The following is a 20,829-nucleotide window of genomic DNA, read 5'->3' as shown; positions in this document are numbered from 1 at the left end:
CTCCATCCCGTCCGCTCGCCGCTCGCCCGGCCCGACCGCCCCTGGCCCGCTGACACCGGCGCGGCCCCTGGTCCGCCTGCGTGCAACCCAGAACGACAAATCCAGGCCGGGCGCCCAGGCGCCGGCCGCCGAAAGGATGGCCCCGTCAATGATCCACTCTTCCAGCTCTCGACTGCTCGCCGCCGACGCCCCGCGGGAATCCCGCGGCGGCAGGATCCGCAACGCCTTCGCCGTCGGCGGGACGCGCTGGGGCATGCTCGCCCTGGTGTTCTTCGCCACCACCCTGAACTACATCGATCGCGCCGCCCTCGGCGTGATGCAGCCGATCCTGGCCGAGAAGATGAGCTGGACGGCGATGGACTACGCCAACATCAACTTCTGGTTCCAGGTCGGCTACGCCATCGGCTTCATCCTCCAGGGCCGCTTCATCGACAAGGTCGGGGTCAAGCGCGCGTTCTTCCTCGCCGTGCTGCTCTGGAGCCTGGCCACCGGCGCCCACGGCCTGGCGACCTCGGCGGCGGGCTTCATGGTCTGCCGCTTCATCCTCGGCCTGACCGAGGCGGCCAACTACCCGGCCTGCGTGAAGACCACCCGCCTGTGGTTCCCCGCCGGGGAACGGGCGGTGGCCACCGGCATCTTCAACGCCGGCACCAATGTCGGCGCGATGGTCACCCCGGCCCTGTTGCCGCTGATCCTCGGCGTCTGGGGCTGGCAGGCGGCGTTCCTCTGCATGTCGGCGCTGGGCCTGGTCTGGCTGGTGTTCTGGTGGCGCAACTACTACAACCCCGAGGAGCATCCGCGGGTGAAGCAGAGCGAGCTGGAATACATCCAGCAGCAGGAGGAGCCGCCCGCCACCCGCGTGCCCTTCTCGCAGATTCTCCGCCGCCGCGGCACCTGGGCCTTCGCCCTGGCCTACTCGATCACCGCGCCGGTGTTCTGGTTCTACCTCTACTGGCTGCCGCCGTTCCTCAACCAGCAGTACGGCCTGGGCATCAGCGTGACGCAGATGGGCATCCCGCTGATCCTGATCTGGTTGACCGCCGACTTCGGCAGCGTCGGCGGCGGCATCCTTTCGTCCTGGCTGATCGGCCGCGGCATGCCGGCGATCCGCGCGCGCCTGCTGTCGATGCTGCTGTTCGCCTGCACCATCGTCGGCGTGGTGTTCGCCGCCAACGCCAGCGGCCTGTGGATCGCCGTGCTGGCCATCGCCCTGGCGGTCGGCGCACACCAGGCGTGGACGGCGAACATCTGGAGCCTGGTGATGGACTACACGCCCAAGCACCTGATGAGCACGGTGTTCGGCTTCGGCGGCATGTGCGCGGCGCTGGGCGGGATGTTCATGACCCAGATCGTCGGCGGCGTACTGACCGCGACGAACAACAACTACGCGGTGCTTTTCACCATGATCCCGGCGATGTACTTCATCGCCCTGACCTGGCTGTACTTCATGGCCCCGCGCCGGATCGAAGCCTGAGTCCAAGCGCCCGGCGCTCGCCGGGCGCCTCCCTGCCTAGAGAACAAGAACGAAGGGACACTCCCATGTCGCACCCGAGCCACGTCCGCGCGCTCTGCGCTTCCCTCTGCCTGGGCGCCGGCCTGCCAGTCCATGCCGGGCAAGGTTTCCTCGAAGATGCCAAGGCCAGCCTCACCGCGCGCAATTTCCACCTGCACCGCAACTTCGTCGGCGATGCCAGCCAGGGCAAGGCCGAGGAGTGGACGCAGAGCTTCATCCTCGACGCCCGCTCCGGCTTCACCCAGGGCAGCGTCGGCTTCGGCCTCGATGTCCTCGGTCTCTACAGCCTGAAGCTGGATGGCGGCAAGGGAACGGCCGGCACCCAACTGCTGCCAACCCACGACGACGGCCGCCCGGCCGACGACTTCGGACGCCTGGCGGTGGCCGGCAAGCTGCGCGTGTCGAACAGCGAACTGAAGATCGGCGAATGGATGCCGGTGCTGCCGATCCTCCGCTCCGACGATGGCCGCTCGCTGCCGCAGACCTTCCGCGGCGGCCAGCTCAGCGCCAACGAGATCGCCGGCCTGACCCTCTACGCCGGCCAGTTCCGCGGCAACAGCCCGCGCAACGACGCAAGCATGCAGGACATGTCGCTGTTCGGCCGGCCAGCCGCCACTTCCGACCGCTTCGATTTCGCCGGCGGCGAATATCGCTTCAATGGCGAACGCAGCCTGCTCGGCCTGTGGAACGCCGAGCTGAAGGACATCTACCGCCAACAGTACCTGCAACTGCAACACAGCCAGCCGCTCGGCGACTGGCTGCTGGGCGCCAACCTCGGCGGCTTCCGTGGCCGCGACGCTGGCAGCGCGCGCGCCGGCAAGCTCGATAACCGCACCGTTTCCGCGCTGTTCTCCGCGCGCTACGGGCTGCATACCCTCTATCTCGGCCTGCAGAAGGTCAGTGGCGACGATGGCTGGATGCGGGTCAACGGCACCAGCGGCGGAACCCTGGCCAACGACAGCTACAACGCCAGCTACGACAATCCCGGCGAGCGCTCCTGGCAACTGCGCTACGACTTCGACTTCGTTGGCCTCGGCCTACCCGGCCTGACCTTCATGACCCGCTACCTGCATGGCGACCATGTGCGCCTGGCCGGAGTCACCGACGACGGCAGCGAATGGGGACGCGAGAGCGAGCTGGGCTACACGCTGCAGAGCGGCGCCTTCAAGCGTCTCAACGTCCGCTGGCGCAACTCCAGCCAGCGCCGCGACTGGAGCAGCAATACCCGCTTCGACGAGAACCGGCTGATCGTCAGCTATCCGCTGAGCCTGTTGTGAAGCCTACGCGCCGACCCCGTTGCGTTCAGCGGCCACGGCGCCAGGCGACCACCAGGCCGCTGGCGCAGATGACGAGGATGCCGAGCAGCGACCAGGCGTCCGGCACGTGGCCGAACACCAGCAGGCCGAGCAGGCCGGCGAAGATGATCTGGCCATAGCTGAACGGCGCCAGGGTCGCCGGCGGCGCATGGCGGAAGGCCTGGGTCAGCAGCAGGTGGCCGCCCATGCCGCAACCGCCCAGGGCGATCATCATCAGGCCGTGGAGAAGACTTGGGGTCTGCCAGAAGAACGGCACCAGCAGGCTCATGATGAGCGTGTTGAAGATGCCGGCGAGGAAGTTGCTGGTGGTCGGGCTGTCGCTGTTGGCGAGCATCCGCGTGAGCAGTTGGTAGAGCCCGAAGCACAGCGCCGAGCCGAGCGGGAACAACGCCGCCGGGGTGAACAGCGCGCCACCGGGACGCACGATGAAGAGCACGCCGATGAAGCCGGTGAGCACCGCCAGCCATTGACCGAGGCTGACCTTCTCCTTCAGCAACGGCACGGATAACGCGGTCACCAGCAGCGGCGCCAGGAAGTTCACCGCGGTCGCCTCGGCCAAGGGCAGGTAGCGCAGGCCGGTGGTGAAGAACAGGCTGGTGCCGATCAGGCACAGCGCCCGCGCCAACTGCATGAGCGGACGGCGGGTGCGGATCACCGCGAGGCCGTTGCGCGGCACGAACACGGCGACCATCAGCAGGGTGTGCACCAGGTAGCGGGCCCAGACCACCATGACGATCGGGTAGAAACCGGAAAGGAACTTGGACAACCCGTCGTGGCTGGCGAACAGGAACACCGCGGCACAGATCAGCAGGATGCCGCGCAGGGTCTGGTCGCTGGCGGGCAGCGGGGAGGTGGATGCGTTCATCGGAGGGTCCGGGCACCAGGGCAAATCGATAGCAGGCTATTTATTCTGACGGTACCCGCCATCGAGGAAAGAAACGATCGGCTTCAACGTTTGGAAACTATAGAACCCCGTTCCATTATGCAAACGGGCAACCTGCCTGCGCGGTGGCGCTACAGGCGGGCGAGCAGCGCCCGGGTCCGCTCGATCGCCAGCCGCGCCCGCTCCGTGCCATCCACGCCGCGCGCGAGCAAATCCAGCGCGGGCACCTCCAGGCTCAGCGGCAGGTTCTCCGGCAGGGCGCGCAGCAGCGCCAGCAGATCGAGCCCGCCATCGCCAGGGAAACGCCGTTCCTCGCGGGCCTGGCGAAGGATTTCGTCCATCGACGTCGGACGCGGCCCGACGACATCGCAGAGTTGCGCGTAGCCCAGGCGCGCAGGCGGGATCGCCCGCAGGTCTTCCAGGCTGCTGGCCGAGCGGTCGAAATGGAAGGCGTCCAGCAACAGGCCGGCGTTGTCCCGCGCCGCCGCCTCGACCACCCGCGCGGCCTGCCGCAGGTCGCGGATCCCGGTCCAGGGCATGAACTCCAGGTGCGGGTCGAGGCCGAGCGGCCGCGCCAGGTCGCACAACGCGGCGAAATTGTCCGCGCTGCGCCGCTCGTCGTCATCGTTGCCGGCCACCAGCACATAGCGCGCGCCGAACTCGGCGCCGACCTCCAGCACCGCGGCGAACTCGCCGACGCGGGTGTCCGGACGCAGGCGCAGGATCTCCACGTCCAGCGTGCGCACTCCGCTGTCGCGCAGCCGCGCCAGGGTCCGCCGGCGCAGGCCGGCATCGGCCAGCAGCGGATAGTGGTGCTCTTCCACTGTGGCCGGCACCAGGCGCAGGCCGACATGACTGTAGCCGGCGCGGGCGGCAGCCTCGACCATGTCCGGGGGCGACAGCTCGAGCACGGTGAGCGCCGCCAGGGAAAGAATCCTCGATTCCATGCACTACCTCATCGTCAGCGGTTCAGAAACTGGCCGGCGCGCAGGCCCGGCCACTGCGCGCGGCCTCGCGAACCGCCTCGACCAGCGCCAGGGTGCGAGCGGCGTCGGTGGCATCCATCAATGGCGCTTCCTCGCCCCGCGCGACCCGGACGAAGTGCTCTAGCTGGCGTTGCAGGGGGTCGCCTGCCGCCACGGCCTCCACGCTGGCCGCCAGCGGGTCGTGCCAGCCCTGCCGGGCCTCGGCGTAGCGCCAGCGGCGGAGCTGGGGCAGGCTCAGGGCACCCTCGGTGCCGGCCAGCAGGTAGCAGGGTTGCTCGGCCTCGCGCGGATAGACCGGGTTCTCCCCGGCGGCCAGCTCCCAGCTCCAGGGCGCCGCCGCAGCGTCGCAACCGGTCAGGCTGCCCAGGGCGCCATTGGCGAAGCGCAGGAGCAGCGCGACGTTGTCTTCGTTGGGCAGGCCACGGATAGCGTTGCCGGCCAGCGCCTGCACCTCCCGCACTTCCCCGCACAGGTGGCGGAGCAGGTCGAGGTCATGGATCAGGTTGGTCAGCAACATTCCCGCGCCGGGCTCGCGACGCCAGGCCACCTCGAAATAACTGTCGGGCTTCTTCAACTGCCAGAGCGCGGTGACCGACAGCAACCGACCGAGCGCGCCCTCGGCGATCAATTGGCGCGCCCGCACGACCAGCGGATTGTGCCGACGATGGTGACCGACCAGCAGCGGAACGCCAGATCGCCGGGCGACGGCGACCAGCTCGCTCACTTCGTCGAGCTGCACGCCGACCGGTTTTTCCAGCAGCAGCGGCACCCCGGCGGCGAGGCAGTCGAGGGCGGTGGCGACATGCAGGTTGTTCGGATTGGCGACGATCGCCGCTTGCGGCCGGGCTTCTTCCAGCAACCTCCGATGATCGCCGAACCAGGGCACGCCGGCGTCCGCGGCGAACGCCTGGCCCTGAGGATCGGCCACCGCACACAGGCGCGCGCCGGCGATTCGCTGCAAGCGATGGTAATGCTGGCGGCCCATGTTGCCGGCGCCGATGAGGGCGATGCGAAGCGGTGCGTCCAAGGCGGTCCCCAATCGTTGTTTTCTTGTTCGTCTCAGGATTCCAGAACGTCGTTCCAGATTTAACGAAGGAGATTATTTGAACGAGGAGTTGGCCCCGCGCAAGAGCGCTTCGAGACGGCAGCGCCGCCAGGACCTCCATGGAAGTGCGGAAAGGCCCGCTGCATGCGGGCTCCGTGGCAGGCAAGAAAGCGTTCGCTATTCGCACGCCGATGTCGGGAAAGGACTGGGGCCGGGCCGGATGGCTCAGCGGAACAGCTCGGACGCCTGGCTGGCGTGGGAGAGGTCCTGCGCCGCGGCCAGGAGCAGGGGCGCCAGTTCGTGCATGCGCGCCTCGCCGAAGCGTGCGCTCGGCCCGGCCACGCTGAGCACGCCGAGAGCCCGTCCGTCCTCGGGGTGGCGCACCAGTGCAGCCATCGCCGCCATGCCCGGCGCCGAGCATTCGATCTGCCAGGCATAGCCGTGCTCGCGGGCGCGCTTCAGGTAACGCAGCAGCTCGCTCCTGGAGCGCGGCGCGTTGGGACCGAAGTCCCGCGCCGCCCCTACGCCCTGGCGCTCCACCAGCGCCAGCGCCGCCTTGTCGCTCAGGCTGGCCAGCCAGGCGTGCCCGGATGCGGTGTAGAACAGCGGCGCCTCGCGCCCCATGTCGGGGTCGTAGCGTAGCCCGGAGGTGGCGCCCTGGGACTTGGCGATCCAGGTCTGGCGATCGCCTTCGATCACCCCCAGGCGCACCAGTTCGCCGGTCTCCCGGGCGAGCCCGTCGAGCACCGGCTGGACCAGATCGACCACCCCGCTGGACGCGAGGAAGCGGAAGCCCAGCGCGGCCAGGCGGGTGCTGAGGCGGTAGCGGCTGGTGTCGTGGTCCTGGCGCACGTAGCCGAGCCGGATCAGCTCGGCGAGCATGCGGTGCGCGGCGCTCTTGGGGATATCCAGGCGGTCCGCCAGTTGTTGCAGGGGCAGGCCGCGGGCATCGCTGGCGAGGAGTTCGAGCAAGCCGAGGGCGCGTTCGATGAGGCTACCGGCCATGGAAGGACGTTCCTGAGTCGAGGGAAGGCAGGATTCTAGAATCTGGTTCCGGATTTTCACAGCCTGGCGAAGGTCGAGATTTCACAGGGTTCCGTTCGATCAGCGAACCGATAAACGATTATCGGATTGCCACTCCCCATGGCCCTCCGTAATGTGTCTGCACCCCGGCAGGCCGAGCGCCTCCGCTACAAAAACAACAGGGGAATCCCGACATGCCGCAGCACGCCTTGCCTTCCGCCGCCTGCACCTGAGCCACGCGTCCGACCCTCGTCCCACGCCCTCACTCTCGCCGCGGAACCCGTCCCATGAACAGCCCCAGCCTGCCCGCCGTCGAACGACTCGACGTGCAAGCCTTCATCAATGCCCAGCCGCTTTCGCCGTACCAATGGCGGATCGTCCTGCTGTGCTTCCTGATCGTCTTCCTCGATGGCCTCGACACCGCCGCGATGGGCTTCATCGCGCCGGCGCTGACCCAGGACTGGGGCATCGACCGCGCCAGCCTCGGTCCGGTAATGAGCGCCGCGCTGATCGGCATGGTCTTCGGCGCCCTCGGTTCCGGACCGCTGGCCGACCGCTACGGACGCAAGCTGGTATTGGTCGCGGCGGTCTTCCTCTTCGGCCTGTTCAGCCTGGGCTCGGCCTACAGCACCAACGTCGAGCAACTGCTGGCGCTGCGCTTCCTCACCGGCCTCGGCCTCGGCGCGGCGATGCCCAACGCCACCACCCTGCTTTCCGAATACACCCCCGAGCGCCTCAAGTCGCTGTTGGTGACCAGCATGTTCTGTGGCTTCAACCTGGGCATGGCCTGCGGCGGATTCGTCTCGGCGAAGCTGATCCCGCTGTTCGGCTGGCACAGCCTGCTGCTGCTCGGCGGCCTGCTACCGCTGGTCCTGGCGGTAGTCCTGCTGTTCCGCCTGCCGGAATCGGCGCGCTACCTGGTGGTGCGCAACCGCGGCAGCGAGCGGGTACGCCAGGTGCTGGCCCCCATCGCCCCGGCGCAGGTGGCGCTGGCACGGAGTTTCCACGTCCCCGAGCAGCAGACGGTGCAGGCCCGCAACGTGTTCGCGGTGATCTTTTCCGGTACCTACAGCGCCGGCACCCTGCTGCTCTGGCTGACCTACTTCATGGGCCTGGTGATCGTCTACCTGCTCACCAGTTGGCTGCCGACCCTGATGCGCGATAGCGGGGCGAGCCTGGAGCAGGCGGCGTTCATCGGCGCGCTGTTCCAGTTCGGCGGGGTGCTCAGCGCCGTAGCGGTGGGCTGGGCGATGGATCGCTTCAACCCGCACAAGGTGATCGGCCTGTTCTACCTGCTGGCGGGGGTGTTCGCCTGGTGCGTCGGCCAGAGCCTCGGCCAGGTCACCCTGCTGGCGACCCTGGTGCTGCTGGCCGGCATGTGCATCAACGGCGCGCAGTCGGCGATGCCGTCGCTGGCGGCGCGCTTCTATCCAACCCAGGGGCGGGCCACGGGGGTCTCCTGGATGCTCGGTATCGGCCGCTTCGGCGCCATCCTCGGCGCCTGGATCGGCGCCACCCTGCTGGGCCTGGGCTGGAACTTCGAACAGGTGCTGACCGCCCTGGTGCTGCCGGCTGCACTGGCCACCGCCGCGGTGCTGCTGAAGGGCTTGGTCAGTCACGCGGATGCGGGGTGAAACTGCCCCATCGCGTAGGACGCATAACCGCTTGCGGTTATCCGCCGCCGGGCTTCGGTGTATCGGCGGTTAACGCCGGTGGCGTTATCCGCCCCACCCCAGGGGTCGGCATCGCGTAGGGCGCATAACCGCTTGCGGTTATCCGCCGCCGGGCTTCGGTGTATCGGCGGTTAACGCCGGTGGCGTTATCCGCCCCACCCCAGGGGTCGGCATCGCGTAGGGCGCATAACCGCTTGCGGTTATCCGCCGTCCGGTTTCGGTGTATCGGCGGATAACGCCGGTGGCGTTATTCGCCCCACCCCAGGGCTGCGACATCGCGTAGGGCGCATAACCGCTTGCGGTTATCCGCCGCCGGGCTTCGGTGTATCGGCGGATAACGCCGGTGGCGGTAGTCGCCCTACCCCAGGGGTGGGCATCGCGGAGGGCGCATCACCGCGCGCGGTTAGCCGCCGCCGGGCTTCGGTGGAGCGGCGGATAACGCCGGTGGCGGTAGTCGCCCTACCCCAGGGGTGGGCATCGCGGAGGGCGCATCACCGCGCGCGGTTAGCCGCCGCCGGGCTTCGGTGTATCGGCGGATAACGCCGGTGGCGTTATTCGCCCTACCCCAGGGGTGGGCATCGCGTAGGGCGCATAACCGCTCGCGGTTATCCGCCGCCGGGCTTCGGTGTATCGGCGGATAACGCCGGTGGCGTTATTCGCCCTACCCCAGGGGTGGGCATCGCGTAGGGCGCATAACCGCTCGCGGTTATCCGCCGCCGGGCTTCGGTGTATCGGCGGATAACGCCGGTGGCGTTATCCGCCCCACCCCAGGGTTGGCGGCATCGCGTAGGGCGGCGGCGCATCGCCTCAGAAGGTGAATTCCATGTTCAACGTCGGCGTCGAGGTTCGGCTGCCGGTGCCGCCGTCGACGCCGAACTTGTTGTGCCAATACTCGTAGCCGACGCCGAGCCACAGGTTCGGCTGGCGCTTGTCGCCTGGCAGGGCGGCGACCATCAGGGCGGTGCGGACCAGGGTTTCCGCCGCGGTGTCCTTGTCGTTGTAGTCCTCGCCCTTCTCTCCCACGTAGTTGACGAAGCCCTGGAACTTCGCCGCACGGTTACCGACCTTGAACGGCCGCATCCAGGTCAGGTTGAGCATGTAGGTGGTGTCGAAGGTGTGGTCGGGATGGCGCGCGCCGGGCACGCCGAAGTGGTTCTTCTCGCGGTAGTAGAGCAGGCTCAGGTCGAGCACGCCGGGACCGTTGAACTTGAGGGTCGGGCCGAACACCAGGGCGCGCTTCTTGGCCGAAGCCAGGTTGTTGTTGCGGCTGGCGTCGAAGCCCAGGGTGAAGGCGTAGTCCTTGACCAGGCCGGTGCCCAGCGGCCGGTCGAACACCCGCGAGGCATAGAGCTGGTGGCGGTAGACCGCATAGACCTCGCTGCCACCGTGGTCGGTGCCCTTGCGCGGGTCGCGGTTGTCGGAAAGGAACACATCGAGATTGAAGAAATTGCTGCCGTAGCGATAGCCGTCGGCGTGGGTGAAGCTGTAGATGCGCTTGGCGAACTTGTCCGGGTTGTTCGGGTTGGTGAATTGCTGGCCGTAGCGGAAACCGACGCTGTTGCTCATCCATTCCAGCGCCATGCTCTCCCCGGCGCCGACGAGCGCGATCAGGGCGGCGGCGCCCTGCATCATCTTCTTCATGCTGTGTGTCCTGCTGGTTGCTTGTTGTTCTTGTGGCGACTCAGCCCCCGGTTTCGCGCCGGGGTCGCGGGGCAGTATCGGCACTTCGCCGCGCTGACCAAAGAACAGAATATCGAACATACCGATGCCGAAACGGCATCAGCGAACAAGCAAGCTCGGGCAAGCCGTCTGGCATCGGCGCGAGCGCCGCTCAGGCCTCGTTCAGGCGCGCTTCCTCGCGCTCGCGCAGGCGCACTTCCTCGGCGATCTGCCGGGCCAGGGCGTCCACCGCCACCGGCAGGTAGCGGCCGGTGCGCACGTAGAGGCCGAGGTCGCTGTGGATGCCGCCATTGTCTTTCAGCGGCAGGAAGCGCAGCTCGCCCTGGGCGATGTCGGCCTCGATCCCCAGGCGGGTCTGGAAGGCGACGCCGAGCCCGCGCCGCGCCAGTTGTCGCGACAGCTCCAGGGAGCTGCTCTCCAGCACCGCCCGGCGCGGTTCGCGCAAACGGCGCTGGAGCGGCGCCAGCAGGTGATGGATGGACAGCTCGCTCTTGGCCATGATCAGGCCATGTTCGACGCAATCGGCGAAGGCGATGGCCTGGTGTCGCGCCAACGGGTGCTGCGGGGAGACGATGGCACCGAGGCGGAAATGGCCGACGCTGACCTGTTGCAGGTCGGCGCTGCGCGGCAGGGCGAAGGCCAGGCCGAGGTCGACCGCGCCGCTGCTCACCGCCTCGGGTATCGCCTGGGAACCGAGCAGGGTGACGCCGACGGTGATGTCCGGGTAGCGTTCGCGCATCGCCTTGAGCACGCAGGGCAGCAGGTCGCTGGTCACCGCTTCGATGGTGGCGATCTCCACATGGCCGGTGCGCAGGCCTTGCAGCGCGTCCAGTTCGGAACGCACGCGCTCCATGTCCTGCAGGACCACGGTGACGTGGCGCGCGAAGATCTCCCCGGCTCCGGTCAGGCGCAGGCCCCCGGGCAGGCGGTCGAACAGCGGCGCGCCGATCTCGTCCTCCAGCTTGAGGATCTGCCGGTTCACCGCCGACGAGGCGACGTTCAGGCGTCGCGCGGCTTCGCGGATCGAATGGCAGCGGCGCACCATGTCGAAGTAGTGGATCGCGGGCGCGTGGATATGCAGCTTGCGGCTCATGGCGGACCGAAGGGATGACGGAGCTGTCGACCTTCCGGGAAACACCGGCGAATGGCAAGGGGAAGCGCCGCCTCGGCGGATAACGCCTGCGACGCCATTCGCCCTACCGATAGCCCCGCCCGGCGGCCTACCGGGACGCCTGCTGCGACTCCACGCCAAGCTCGTCCCACACCGATTCGGCCAGGTGGAAGGTCGCGTTGGCCGCGGGAATGCCGCAGTAGATGGCGCTCTGCATGATCACTTCCTTGATCTCGTCGCGGCTCACCCCGTTGTTCTTCGCCGCGCGCAGATGCAGCTTGAGTTCCTCGTTGCGGTTCATGCCGATCAGCATGGCGATGGTGACCAGGCTGCGGGTGTGTCGCGGCAGCCCCGGACGGGTCCAGATGTCGCCCCAGGCGTGGCGGGTGATCATCTCCTGGAACTCTTCGTTGAACGGCGTCAGGTTGGCCAGGCTGCGCTCGACATGGGCGTCGCCGAGCACCGCGCGGCGCACTTGCATGCCGGCTTCGTAGCGTTGTTTCTCGTCCATCGGCGGCTCCTCAGGCGGACAGCAGGAAATCGACCAGGCGGCGGCTGAAGGCGTCGCCCGCTTCGACGTTGGACAGGTGCGCGGCGGCGAACTCGACCAACTGCGCGTCGGCGATGCGCGCCTGCATGAAGCGGGCGTTGTCCGGAGTGGTCACGGCATCGTGGCTGCCGGCGACGATCAGCGTCGGCGCCTGGACCAGCCCGAGCTGCTCGCGGAAATCGGCGTCGCGTACCGCAGCGCAGTTGGCCGCGTAGCCCTGCGGCGAGGTGGCCGCGAGCATCGCGACGATGCGCTCGACCTGCGCCGGTTCGCGCTCGGCGAAGCCCGCGGTGAACCAGCGCGCCACCGAGGCGTCGCGCAGGTCGCGCATGGCCTGCTCACCGCCTTTCAGGACGGTATCGATGCGGGTGTTCCAGACCTCGTCGCTGGCAATCTTCGCCGCGGTGTTGCACAGCACCAGCCGGCCGAGCCGCTCGCCGGCGTGGATGCCCAGCCACTGGCCGATCAGGCCGCCCATGGACAGCCCGCAGAAATGCACGCGCGGCAGCTCGAGGGCATCGAGCAGGGCAAGCACGTCGGCGCCGAGCTGGCCGATGGCGTACGGTCCGGGGGTGACCAGCGAGGCGCCGTGGCCGCGGGTGTCGTAGCGCAGCACGCGGAAATGGGCGGTGAGTGCGGGGATCTGCGTGTCCCACATGCCCAGGTCGGTGCCCAGCGAGTTTGACAACAGCAGGACCGGCGCGCCGGCCGGTCCTTCCAGGGAGTAGTTCAGGTCGCCGTCGGCGAGGCGTACGGTTGGCACGAAGGGTTCTCCAGTCAGGCGGGATGGGGTTCGAAGCCCAGGGCATGGTGTTCGGCGAGCGCGCGCTCGACCCAGGCGCGGGCCTGGCCGAGGTAATGGGCGGGATCGAGCAGGCGGTCCAGTTCGTCGCCGGACAGCTCGGCGCTCACTCGCGCCTCTTCGCCGAGCACCGCGCGCAACTCGCGGCGCTGCTCGACGGCGCGGCGGCAGCACTGTTCCACCAGGTGGTGCGCGGCTTCGCGGCCGATACGGCGGGCCAGGGCGATGCTCACCGCCTCGGCGAGCACCAGGCCGTGGGTCAGGCCGAGGTTGTGGCGCATCCGCTCGGCGTCCACCTCCAGGCCTTCGAGCAGGCCGATCGCCTGTTGCAACGCGCCGGAAACCAGGCAACAGAGTTCCGGCAGGGTTTCCCACTCGGCGTGCCAGAGACCGAGGCTGCGCTCGTGTTCCTGCGGCATCGCCGCGAACAGGGTCGAGACCAGCCCCGGCGCACGGGTGGCGGCGGCGATCAGCACCGCGCTGCTCACCGGGTTGCGCTTGTGTGGCATGGTCGAGGAACCGCCGCGCCCGGCGCCGGCCGGCTCGAAGACCTCGCCGGCCTCGGTCTGCATCAGCAGGCTGACATCGCGCCCGAACTTGCCGAGGCTACCGGCCACCAGGCCGAGCACGCTGGCGAACTCCACCAGGCGGTCACGCTGGGTGTGCCAGGGTTGTTCGGGCAAAGCCAGGCCCAGCTCCTCGGCCAGCGCCGCGGCCACCGGCAGGGCCTGCTCGCCGAGCGCGGCGAGCGTCCCAGAGGCGCCGCCGAATTGCAGCACCAGCAGGCGCGGGCGCAACTCGCGCAGGCGCTGGCGGTGCCGGGTCAAGGCGCCGAGCAGGCCGGCGAGCTTCATGCCCAGGGTCACCGGGGTGGCGTGCTGCAACCAGGTGCGCCCGGCCAGCGGCGTGTCGGCATGCCGTTCGGCCTGGTCCGCCAGGACCTCGGCAAGACGTTGCAGATCCTGCTCGAGCAAGGCCAGCGCGCGGCGCAGTTGCAGCACCAGGCCGCTGTCCATGGCGTCCTGGCTGGTGGCGCCGAGATGCACGTAGCGCTCGGCCTCGGCGTCGCCAGCCGCCACCTGGCGGCCCAGCGCCTTGACCAGCGGGATCGCCGAGTTGCCGGCAGTGGCGACCGCGTCGGCCAGCGCCAGCGGGTCGTACAGTTCGGCGCGGCAGGCCGCCTCGATCGGCGCCACCGCCGTCGCGGGAACCACCCCGGTGCGCGCCTCGGCGCGGGCCAGGGCGGCCTCGAAGTCGAGCATGCCTTGCAGGCGGCCGCGGTCGGAGAACACCGCGCGCATCGGCGCCGCCGTGAAATAGGCATCGAACAACTGGTTGGCGGGTACGTCGCTCATCGGTTTTCCTTTTCCCGGCCCGTCAGGGCTCGTCGTTCAGGTAGCTGACCTTGCGCAGGTCCGGCAGGCTCACGCAGACCAGCAGCGCCAGCAGGCACATGGCTGAAACATACCAGTAGAAGACGTTCTCCATCCCTACCGACTTCAGCCCCAGGGCGACGTACTCGGCCGAGCCGCCGAAGATCGCGTTGCCCACCGCGTAGGACACTCCGACGCCGAGGGCGCGCACCTCCGGCGGGAACATCTCGGCCTTGATCAGGCCGCTGATGGAGGTGTACAGGCTGACGATGGCCAGCGCCAGGATGATCAGGAAGAAGGCCATGTAGGGACTGCTCACGGTCTTCAGCGCGAGCAGGATCGGCAAGGTGCAGAGTGTGCCCAGGGTGCCGAACCAGAGCATCGAGGTCTTGCGCCCGATGCGATCGGAAAGCATGCCGAACAGCGGTTGCATCAGCATGTACGCGAACAGGGCGAAGGTCATCACCGCGCTGGCGGTCTTGGCGCTCATCCCGGCGGTGTTGACCAGGTACTTCTGCATGTAGGTGGTGAAGGTGTAGAAGATCAGCGAGCCGCCGGCGGTGAAACCGAGCACGGTGAAGAAGGCCCGCTTGTGCTTGAACAGCTCGGCGAAGGTGCCGGATTCCTTGCGCTCCAGGGTCGACTTCGAAGCGGTCTCGTTCAGCGAGCGCCGCAACCAGAGGGCGATCACCGCGGTGATCGCGCCGATCACGAAGGGAATCCGCCAGCCCCAGGCACGCAGTTCGTCTTCGCTCAGCAACTGCTGCAGGATCACCACCACCAGCACCGCCAGCAACTGTCCGCCGATCAGGGTGACGTACTGGAACGAGGCGAAGAAGCCGCGCTGGCCCTTGAGCGCCACCTCGCTCATGTAGGTCGCGCTGGTGCCGTACTCGCCGCCCACCGACAGGCCCTGGAACATCCGCGCCAGCAACAGCAGCGCCGGCGCCAGGGTGCCGATGCTGGCGTAGGTGGGCATGCAGGCGATCGCCAGGGAGCCGGCGCACATCATCACCACCGAGATCAGCATGGCGGTCTTGCGCCCGTGCTTGTCGGCGATGCGGCCGAACATCCAGCCGCCGATGGGGCGCATGAGGAAGCCGGCGGCGAAGACCCCGGCGGTGTTCAGCAACTGCACCGTGGGGTTGTCGGAGGGGAAGAAGGCCGGTGCGAAGTAGATCGCGCAGAAGGCGTAGACGTAGAAGTCGAACCATTCCACGAGGTTGCCGGAGGAGGCGCCGACGATGGCGAAGATGCGCTTGCGGCGTTCTTCGTTGCTGTACTGGTGAACAGGGGCAGTCATGCTGTTGTTCTCTCGACAGGGTCCGTTTCATCCTGACCGTGCGACGGAGCGTCCTGTTCCGCTGCACACGCGCCGCGCCGCCGCCGAACCATGGGCAGCGCCGCGCGACGCGCGCTCTTGATACCGGGCGGGCGACCCGGTTGTGCCAGTCAGACCCGCTCGATGGCCAGCGCCAGGCCTTGGCCGACGCCCACGCACATGGTCGCCAGGCCGCGCCGGCCGCCGCTCTTCTCAAGTTGATGGAGCGCGGTGAGGACCAGCCGCGCACCGCTCATCCCCAGCGGATGGCCGAGGGCGATGGCACCGCCGTTCGGGTTGACCTTCTCACTGTCGTCGGCCACGCCCAGTTCGCGCAGGCAGGCCAGGCCCTGGCTGGCGAAGGCTTCGTTGAGTTCGATCACGTCGAAGGCGTCGATCGCCAGGTCCAGGCGCCGCAGCAGCTTGCGCACCGCCGGCACCGGGCCGATGCCCATGATCCGCGGGGCGACGCCGGCGCTGGCCATGCCCAGCACCCGCGCGCGCGGAGTCAGGCCGTGCTTCTCCACTGCCTCGGCGGAGGCCAGGACCAGCGCGGCGGCGCCGTCGTTGACCCCGGACGCGTTGCCGGCGGTGACGGTCTTCTCCGGCCCGTTGACCGGCTTGAGCCGGGCCAGCGCCTCCAGGGTGGTGTCGGGACGCGGATGCTCGTCGTACTCGACCAGGGTGTCGCCCTTGCGCCCGCGAATCGTCACCGGGACGATTTCCTCGGCGAAGAAACCGGCCGCCTGCGCCCTGCCGGCGCGCTGCTGGCTGCGCAGGGCGAAGGCATCCTGGTCGGCACGCGACACGCGATAGTCGTCGGCGACGTTGTCGGCGGTCTGCGGCATCGGGTCGATGCCGTACTGCTCCTTCATCAGCGGATTGACGAAGCGCCAGCCGATGGTGGTGTCCTCGATCTTCTGGCCGCGCCCGAAGGCGCTATCGGCCTTGCCCATCACGTACGGCGCGCGCGACATCGACTCGACGCCGCCGGCGATGGCCAGCTCCATCTCGCCGCAGGCGATGGCGCGGAACGCCGTGCCGATGGCGTCCATCCCCGAGGCGCAGAGGCGGTTGAGGGTGACGCCGGGCACGCTCTCCGGCAAACCGGCCAGCAGCAGCGCCATGCGCGCCACGTTACGGTTGTCCTCGCCGGCCTGGTTGGCGCAGCCGAGGAACACCTCGTCCAGCGCCGACCAGTCGACCCCCGGGTTGCGCTCGACCAGGGCCTTCAGCGGCACCGCCGCGAGGTCGTCGGCGCGCACCGCGGAAAGACTGCCGCCGAAACGGCCGATCGGCGTGCGCACGGCATCGCAGATGAATACCTCGCGGCTCATTCGTCGCTCCCCTTCTGTCCATGGGCGGCCGCGGTGCGCGCCTCGAGGTCGCGCAGCGCGGCGAGTTCGACCTCGCTCGGCGCGGGCGTCTCGGCGACCCGCTCGGCGAAGCGGATCGCCCAGCCGGTGGCCTCGACCACCTGCTCGCGGGTCACGCCCGGATGCAGCGAAGTGACCACGAACTCGTTGCTGCCGGCTTCCGGCTCCATGATGCACAGGTCGGTGATGATCGCCACCGGCCCCTTGCCCGGCAGGCCGAGGCGCTGGCGCGAGTCGCCGCCCTCGCCATGGCCGACCGAGGTGACGAAGGCCAGCTTGTCGACGAAGGTGCGGTGCGACTGCTTGAGGATGATCAGCACTTCCTTGGCGCTGCCGGCGATTTCCGGCGCGCCGCCGGCTCCCGGCAGGCGCACCTTGGGCTGGCGGTAGTCGCCGATCACGGTGGTGTTGATGTTGCCGAAGCGGTCGACCTGGGCCGCGCCGAGGAAGCCGACGTCGATCCGTCCGCCCTGCAGCCAGTAGCGGAAGATCTCGCCGGTGGGGACCACGGTATCGGCGGTCTCGGCCAACTCGCCGTCGCCGATGGACAGTGGCAGGACGCTGGGCTTGGCGCCGATCGGGCCGGACTCGTAGATCAGCACGACGTCCGGCGAGGAAGTCAGGCGCGCCAGGTTGGCGGCCTTCGACGGCAGGCCGATGCCGACGAAGCACACCGCGCCGTTGTGCAGGCGGCGGGCGGCGGCCACGGTCATCATCTCGTTGGTGCTGTAGCTGCTCATCGCTTGCCCTCCGCGAGCTTGGCCTGGAAGGCGCCGAAATCCTCGGTCCCCCGGATGTATTCGTCGATCCACGCGGTGAAGCTTTCGCGGTCGCGGGCGATCGGGTCCCAGTCCTGGTAGAAGCGGTTGTCGCGCTCGTAGTAGCCGTGGGCATAGGACGGATGCGCGCCGCCGGGCACCAGGCACACGGCGCTGAGCGCCCAGCTCGGCAGGACGCAGGCGTTCATCGGGGCGTCCAGTTCGTCGACGATCTCCTCGACGGTGACGATGCAGCGCTTCGCCGCCAGGGCCGCTTCCTTCTGCACGCCGAGGATGCCCCAGAGCAGCACGTTGCCCTTGCGGTCGGCCTTCTGCGCGTGGATCACGCTGACGTCCGGGCGCACCGAGGGCACCGCCGCCAGCACTTCGCCGGTGAACGGGCAGGTGACGCTGCGGATCAGCGGGTTGACCTTCGGCAGGTCGGAGCCGGCGTAGGCGCGCAGCACCGCGAAGGGCAGCCCGGAGGCGCCGGCGACATAGGCGTTGGCGAGGTCGGCGTGGCTGTGTTCCTCGATCTCCAGCGGTTGCGGCCAGCCCTTCTCCACCGCGTCGCGCAGGCGGTGCAGCGAACCGACACCGGGGTTGCCGCCCCAGGAGAACACCAGCTTCTTCGCGCAGCCTGCACCGATCAGCAGGTCGTAGACCAGGTCGGGAGTCATGCGGATCAGCGTCAGGTCTTTCCTGCCCTGGCGGATCAGCTCGTGGCCGGCGGCCGTCGGGATCAGGTGAGTGAAGCCTTCGAGGGCGACGCTGTCGCCATCGTGGACGAAGCGTCGCACCGCTTCGCGCAGGGAGAGGATTTCAGCCATCGGTCGGGTCTCGTCTTGTTGTGCGCTGCCTGGACGGCACGTGACGAGAACCTTACGCCGGGGTCCGAGGGCTCACAATCCGATAATCGATTAACAGTTCGATAATCGAACAGAACGTTAGCAAGCATCCGATCGACCGAAGCCGTCGCCTCATTCGTCGCTGTGGATCACCACCAGCAATTCCGCCTGGGTCTCCCCCAGGGAGCGGATGCGGTGCGGCTTCTGTGCGTTGAAATGCAGGGCGTCGCCGCGCTCGAGGATGATCCGCTGGTTCATGAAGTCGACCTCGACCTGGCCCTCATGGACGAAGATGAACTCTTCACCGAGGTGCTCCTTGAACGTCGAGTGACTGAAATCGCGCGGCGGGTGGACGATGAACGGCAACAACGCACGGGCGCCGATCTGCTGCGCGAGGGAGGCGTAGGCCGGGCCGTCGTCGCCGCTGGACAGCGACTTGCGCTGGTCGCGACGAACGATGCTGTAGCCGTCGACACCGTCGCTTTCCTCGGAGAACAGCTCCTCCACCTGCACGTTCAACGCCTTCGCCAGCTTCAGCGCGGCGGCAATGGACGGCGTGTTCAGCCCGCGCTCGACCTTGGACAGGTAGCTCTTGGTCAGGCCGGTCTTCTCGGCCAGGGTCTCCAGCGTGACCCCGAGTTTTTTTCTCAGCAATTTCAAGCGCATGGACATTGAGGACAGCCTTCTCCCGATGGCGATGAAACTTTTCTCTTGCTAATGACACTTTGTGTCATATAACTTGATCCGTGTCATTTACAGCCGGGTCGTTGCGTGGCGCGCAACTGCCTGGCGTTTCCCCCGACTCGCTCCGTCAAAGGAACCTCGCATGGCTACGACACTGGAATTACCCAAGGATCAACTGATCCAGCACGCGCTGAAGCAGATGAAAAGCAGCCTCGGCGATAATACGTGGACTGACCGGCAAAAGCTGGCCCTGACCTGCCGGATTCTCTTCGAGGCCGGCCACGACTCCGGGCTCGCCGGGCAGATCACCTCGCGCGGCCCGGAGGCGGGGACCTACTACACCCAGCAACTGGGCCTGGGCTTCGACGAGATCAGCGCCGGCAACCTGCTGCTGGTCGACGAAGACCTCAACGTCCTCCACGGGCACGGCATGGCGAATCCGGCCAATCGCTTCCACAGCTGGGTCTATCGCGCCCGCCCGGACGTCAACTGCATCATCCACACCCACCCGCTGCACATCGCCGCGCTGTCGACCCTGGAAGTACCGCTGCAGGTCTCGCACATGGACCTTTGCCCGCTATACGACGACTGCGCCTTCCTCAAGGACTGGCCGGGCGTGCCGGTAGGCAACGAGGAAGGCGAGATCATCTCCGCCGCCCTCGGCGACAAGCGCGCCATCCTGCTCTCCCACCACGGCCTGCTGGCCACCGGTGCGAGCATCGAGGAGGCCTGCGTGATCGCGGTGCTGCTCGAGCGCGCGGCGAAGATGCAGTTGCTGGCGATGGCCGCCGGGGAGATCAAGCCGATCCCGCCGGCCCTGGCGCGCGAGGCCCACGACTGGATCTCCACCCCGAAGCGCCACGGCGCCGCATTCAACTACTACGCCCGGCGCTGCCTGCCGCGCAACAGCGACTGCCTGAGCTGAACGACCTTTCCCACCAGGTCCGTCCTGGCATTTCCCACTCAATGTCACGGGTACATCCAATGTCCGCATCCATCCACGGCATCATCGGCTACACCATCACCCCCTTCGCCGCCGACGGCGGTCTCGACCTGCCGGCCCTCGGCCGCTCCATCGAGCGTCTGATCGACGGCGGCGTGCACGCCATCGCCCCGCTCGGCAGCACCGGCGAAGGCGCCTACCTGAGCGACCCGGAATGGGACGAGGTGGTCGACTTCACCCTGAAGACCGTCGCCCATCGCGTGCCGACCATCGTCAGCGTCTCCGACCTGACCACCGCCAAGACCGTGCGCCGCGCGCAGTTCGCCGAATCCCTCGGCGCCGAGGCGGTGATGGTCCTGCCGATCTCCTACTGGAAGCTCAACGAGGCGGAGGTGTTCCAGCACTACCGCGCGGTGGGCGAAGCCATCGGCGTGCCGGTGATGCTCTACAACAACCCGGGCACCAGCGGCATCGACATGTCGGTGGAACTGATCCTGCGCATCGTCCGCGAAGTGGACAACGTGACCATGGTCAAGGAGAGCACCGGCGACATCCAGCGCATGCACAAGCTGCGCCTGCTCGGCGAAGGCCGGGTGCCCTTCTACAACGGCTGCAACCCGCTGGCGCTGGAGGCCTTCGTGGCCGGCGCGAAAGGCTGGTGCAGCGCCGCGCCGAACCTGATCCCGACGCTCAACGGCCAGCTCTACCAGGCGGTGCTCGACGGCGACCTGGAGAAGGCCCGCACGCTGTTCTACCGGCAGTTGCCGCTGCTCGACTTCATCCTCCGCCGGGGCCTGCCGACCACCATCAAGGCCGGCCTGGGCCTCTCCGGCCTGGAGGTGGGGGCGCCGCGCCTTCCGGTGCAGGCGCTGGATACCGAGGGCTGTCGGTATCTGCAGGGGTTGTTGGAAGAGCTGCGCTGATCACCCCGTCAGCGCTTTGAC

General features: G+C 68.2%; 19 protein-coding genes. 5 read left to right on the top strand and 14 right to left on the bottom strand.

From position 1 onward, the window contains the following. Nucleotides 1-148: 148 nt before the first annotated feature. Together LT948_RS22420 and LT948_RS22415 are read left to right on the top strand one after the other, a co-directional pair. Complete coding sequence (locus tag LT948_RS22420) at nt 149-1,474, top strand: MFS transporter (RefSeq protein WP_033995911.1); 1,326 nt, start codon at nt 149-151, stop codon at nt 1,472-1,474. A 65-nt stretch (nt 1,475-1,539) separates the two neighbouring features. Beyond that, complete coding sequence (locus LT948_RS22415) at nt 1,540-2,790, top strand: OprD family porin (protein WP_033995910.1); 1,251 nt, start codon at nt 1,540-1,542, stop codon at nt 2,788-2,790. Nucleotides 2,791-2,815: 25 nt separating this feature from the next. Here LT948_RS22415 and LT948_RS22410 read toward each other — a convergent pair whose 3' ends face one another. The 4 genes from LT948_RS22410 to LT948_RS22395 all read right to left on the bottom strand — a co-directional run bounded on the left by LT948_RS22410 (nt 2,816) and on the right by LT948_RS22395 (nt 6,748). Further along, on the bottom strand, nt 2,816-3,694 hold the full coding sequence (locus LT948_RS22410) for a DMT family transporter (protein WP_003110227.1): 879 nt from the start codon (nt 3,692-3,694) through the stop codon (nt 2,816-2,818). A gap of 149 nt (nt 3,695-3,843) precedes the next feature. Further along, on the bottom strand, nt 3,844-4,659 hold the full coding sequence (locus LT948_RS22405) for a sugar phosphate isomerase/epimerase family protein (protein WP_003101868.1): 816 nt from the start codon (nt 4,657-4,659) through the stop codon (nt 3,844-3,846). Nucleotides 4,660-4,681: 22 nt separating this feature from the next. Continuing rightward, the gene (locus LT948_RS22400) at nt 4,682-5,725 is read right to left on the bottom strand and encodes a Gfo/Idh/MocA family protein (RefSeq protein ID WP_033995919.1); all 1,044 of its coding nucleotides are present in this window, start codon (nt 5,723-5,725) and stop codon (nt 4,682-4,684) included. A 243-nt stretch (nt 5,726-5,968) separates the two neighbouring features. Further along, a complete protein-coding gene (locus LT948_RS22395; RefSeq protein ID WP_003110229.1) occupies nt 5,969-6,748 on the bottom strand; it encodes an IclR family transcriptional regulator in 780 nt (259 codons plus the stop codon). Nucleotides 6,749-7,053: 305 nt separating this feature from the next. Between LT948_RS22395 and LT948_RS22390 the strand changes: the two genes are divergently transcribed. Further along, nucleotides 7,054-8,400 (top strand): MFS transporter, encoded by a 1,347-nt coding sequence (locus LT948_RS22390; RefSeq protein ID WP_033995909.1) that lies wholly within the window; start codon nt 7,054-7,056, stop codon nt 8,398-8,400. 846 nt (nt 8,401-9,246) lie between these two features. On the opposite strand, the gene LT948_RS22385 is transcribed toward LT948_RS22390, so the two are convergent. The 10 genes from LT948_RS22385 to LT948_RS22340 form a co-directional block, all read right to left on the bottom strand. Beyond that, nucleotides 9,247-10,080: a hypothetical protein gene (locus tag LT948_RS22385; protein ID WP_003110230.1), complete on the bottom strand. Its 834-nt coding sequence runs from the start codon at nt 10,078-10,080 to the stop codon at nt 9,247-9,249. A gap of 190 nt (nt 10,081-10,270) precedes the next feature. Further along, entirely contained in the window at nt 10,271-11,212 is a 942-nt protein-coding gene (locus LT948_RS22380; RefSeq protein ID WP_003084073.1) for a LysR family transcriptional regulator, read from the bottom strand. 127 nt (nt 11,213-11,339) lie between these two features. Beyond that, nucleotides 11,340-11,741: a 4-carboxymuconolactone decarboxylase gene (pcaC, locus tag LT948_RS22375; RefSeq protein WP_003084072.1), complete on the bottom strand. Its 402-nt coding sequence runs from the start codon at nt 11,739-11,741 to the stop codon at nt 11,340-11,342. A 10-nt stretch (nt 11,742-11,751) separates the two neighbouring features. Further along, the gene (gene pcaD / locus LT948_RS22370; RefSeq protein WP_003084070.1) at nt 11,752-12,543 is read right to left on the bottom strand and encodes a 3-oxoadipate enol-lactonase; all 792 of its coding nucleotides are present in this window, start codon (nt 12,541-12,543) and stop codon (nt 11,752-11,754) included. 14 nt (nt 12,544-12,557) lie between these two features. Then, the gene (locus tag LT948_RS22365; protein WP_023092277.1) at nt 12,558-13,937 is read right to left on the bottom strand and encodes a 3-carboxy-cis,cis-muconate cycloisomerase; all 1,380 of its coding nucleotides are present in this window, start codon (nt 13,935-13,937) and stop codon (nt 12,558-12,560) included. A gap of 22 nt (nt 13,938-13,959) precedes the next feature. Then, on the bottom strand, nt 13,960-15,258 hold the full coding sequence (locus LT948_RS22360; RefSeq protein ID WP_003133088.1) for an MFS family transporter: 1,299 nt from the start codon (nt 15,256-15,258) through the stop codon (nt 13,960-13,962). 149 nt (nt 15,259-15,407) lie between these two features. After that, nucleotides 15,408-16,613 (bottom strand): 3-oxoadipyl-CoA thiolase, encoded by a 1,206-nt coding sequence (gene pcaF, locus LT948_RS22355; protein ID WP_003110233.1) that lies wholly within the window; start codon nt 16,611-16,613, stop codon nt 15,408-15,410. Beyond that, nucleotides 16,610-17,392, bottom strand: coding sequence for a CoA-transferase subunit beta (locus LT948_RS22350; RefSeq protein ID WP_003084062.1), 783 nt, complete (start codon nt 17,390-17,392; stop codon nt 16,610-16,612). The genes pcaF and LT948_RS22350 overlap by 4 nt, the downstream gene beginning before the upstream one ends. Then, nucleotides 17,389-18,240 (bottom strand): CoA transferase subunit A, encoded by an 852-nt coding sequence (locus LT948_RS22345; protein ID WP_003084060.1) that lies wholly within the window; start codon nt 18,238-18,240, stop codon nt 17,389-17,391. The genes LT948_RS22350 and LT948_RS22345 overlap by 4 nt, the downstream gene beginning before the upstream one ends. Before the next feature lie 150 nt (nt 18,241-18,390). Beyond that, on the bottom strand, nt 18,391-18,930 hold the full coding sequence (locus LT948_RS22340; RefSeq protein ID WP_003112674.1) for a helix-turn-helix domain-containing protein: 540 nt from the start codon (nt 18,928-18,930) through the stop codon (nt 18,391-18,393). A 154-nt stretch (nt 18,931-19,084) separates the two neighbouring features. Between LT948_RS22340 and LT948_RS22335 the strand changes: the two genes are divergently transcribed. Together LT948_RS22335 and LT948_RS22330 are read left to right on the top strand one after the other, a co-directional pair. Beyond that, on the top strand, nt 19,085-19,867 hold the full coding sequence (locus LT948_RS22335) for an aldolase (protein ID WP_003084054.1): 783 nt from the start codon (nt 19,085-19,087) through the stop codon (nt 19,865-19,867). Nucleotides 19,868-19,926: 59 nt separating this feature from the next. Beyond that, a complete protein-coding gene (locus LT948_RS22330; protein WP_003110235.1) occupies nt 19,927-20,808 on the top strand; it encodes a dihydrodipicolinate synthase family protein in 882 nt (293 codons plus the stop codon). Nucleotides 20,809-20,829 lie beyond the last annotated feature (21 nt).

It is taken from the genome of Pseudomonas sp. CP-1 (assembly GCF_021213715.1).
In the GTDB taxonomy this organism is placed as follows: Bacteria; Pseudomonadota; Gammaproteobacteria; order Pseudomonadales; family Pseudomonadaceae; genus Pseudomonas; species Pseudomonas aeruginosa.
The sequence above is the reverse complement of the archived record's forward strand: the minus strand, read 5'-3'. Positions and strand labels throughout refer to the sequence as shown.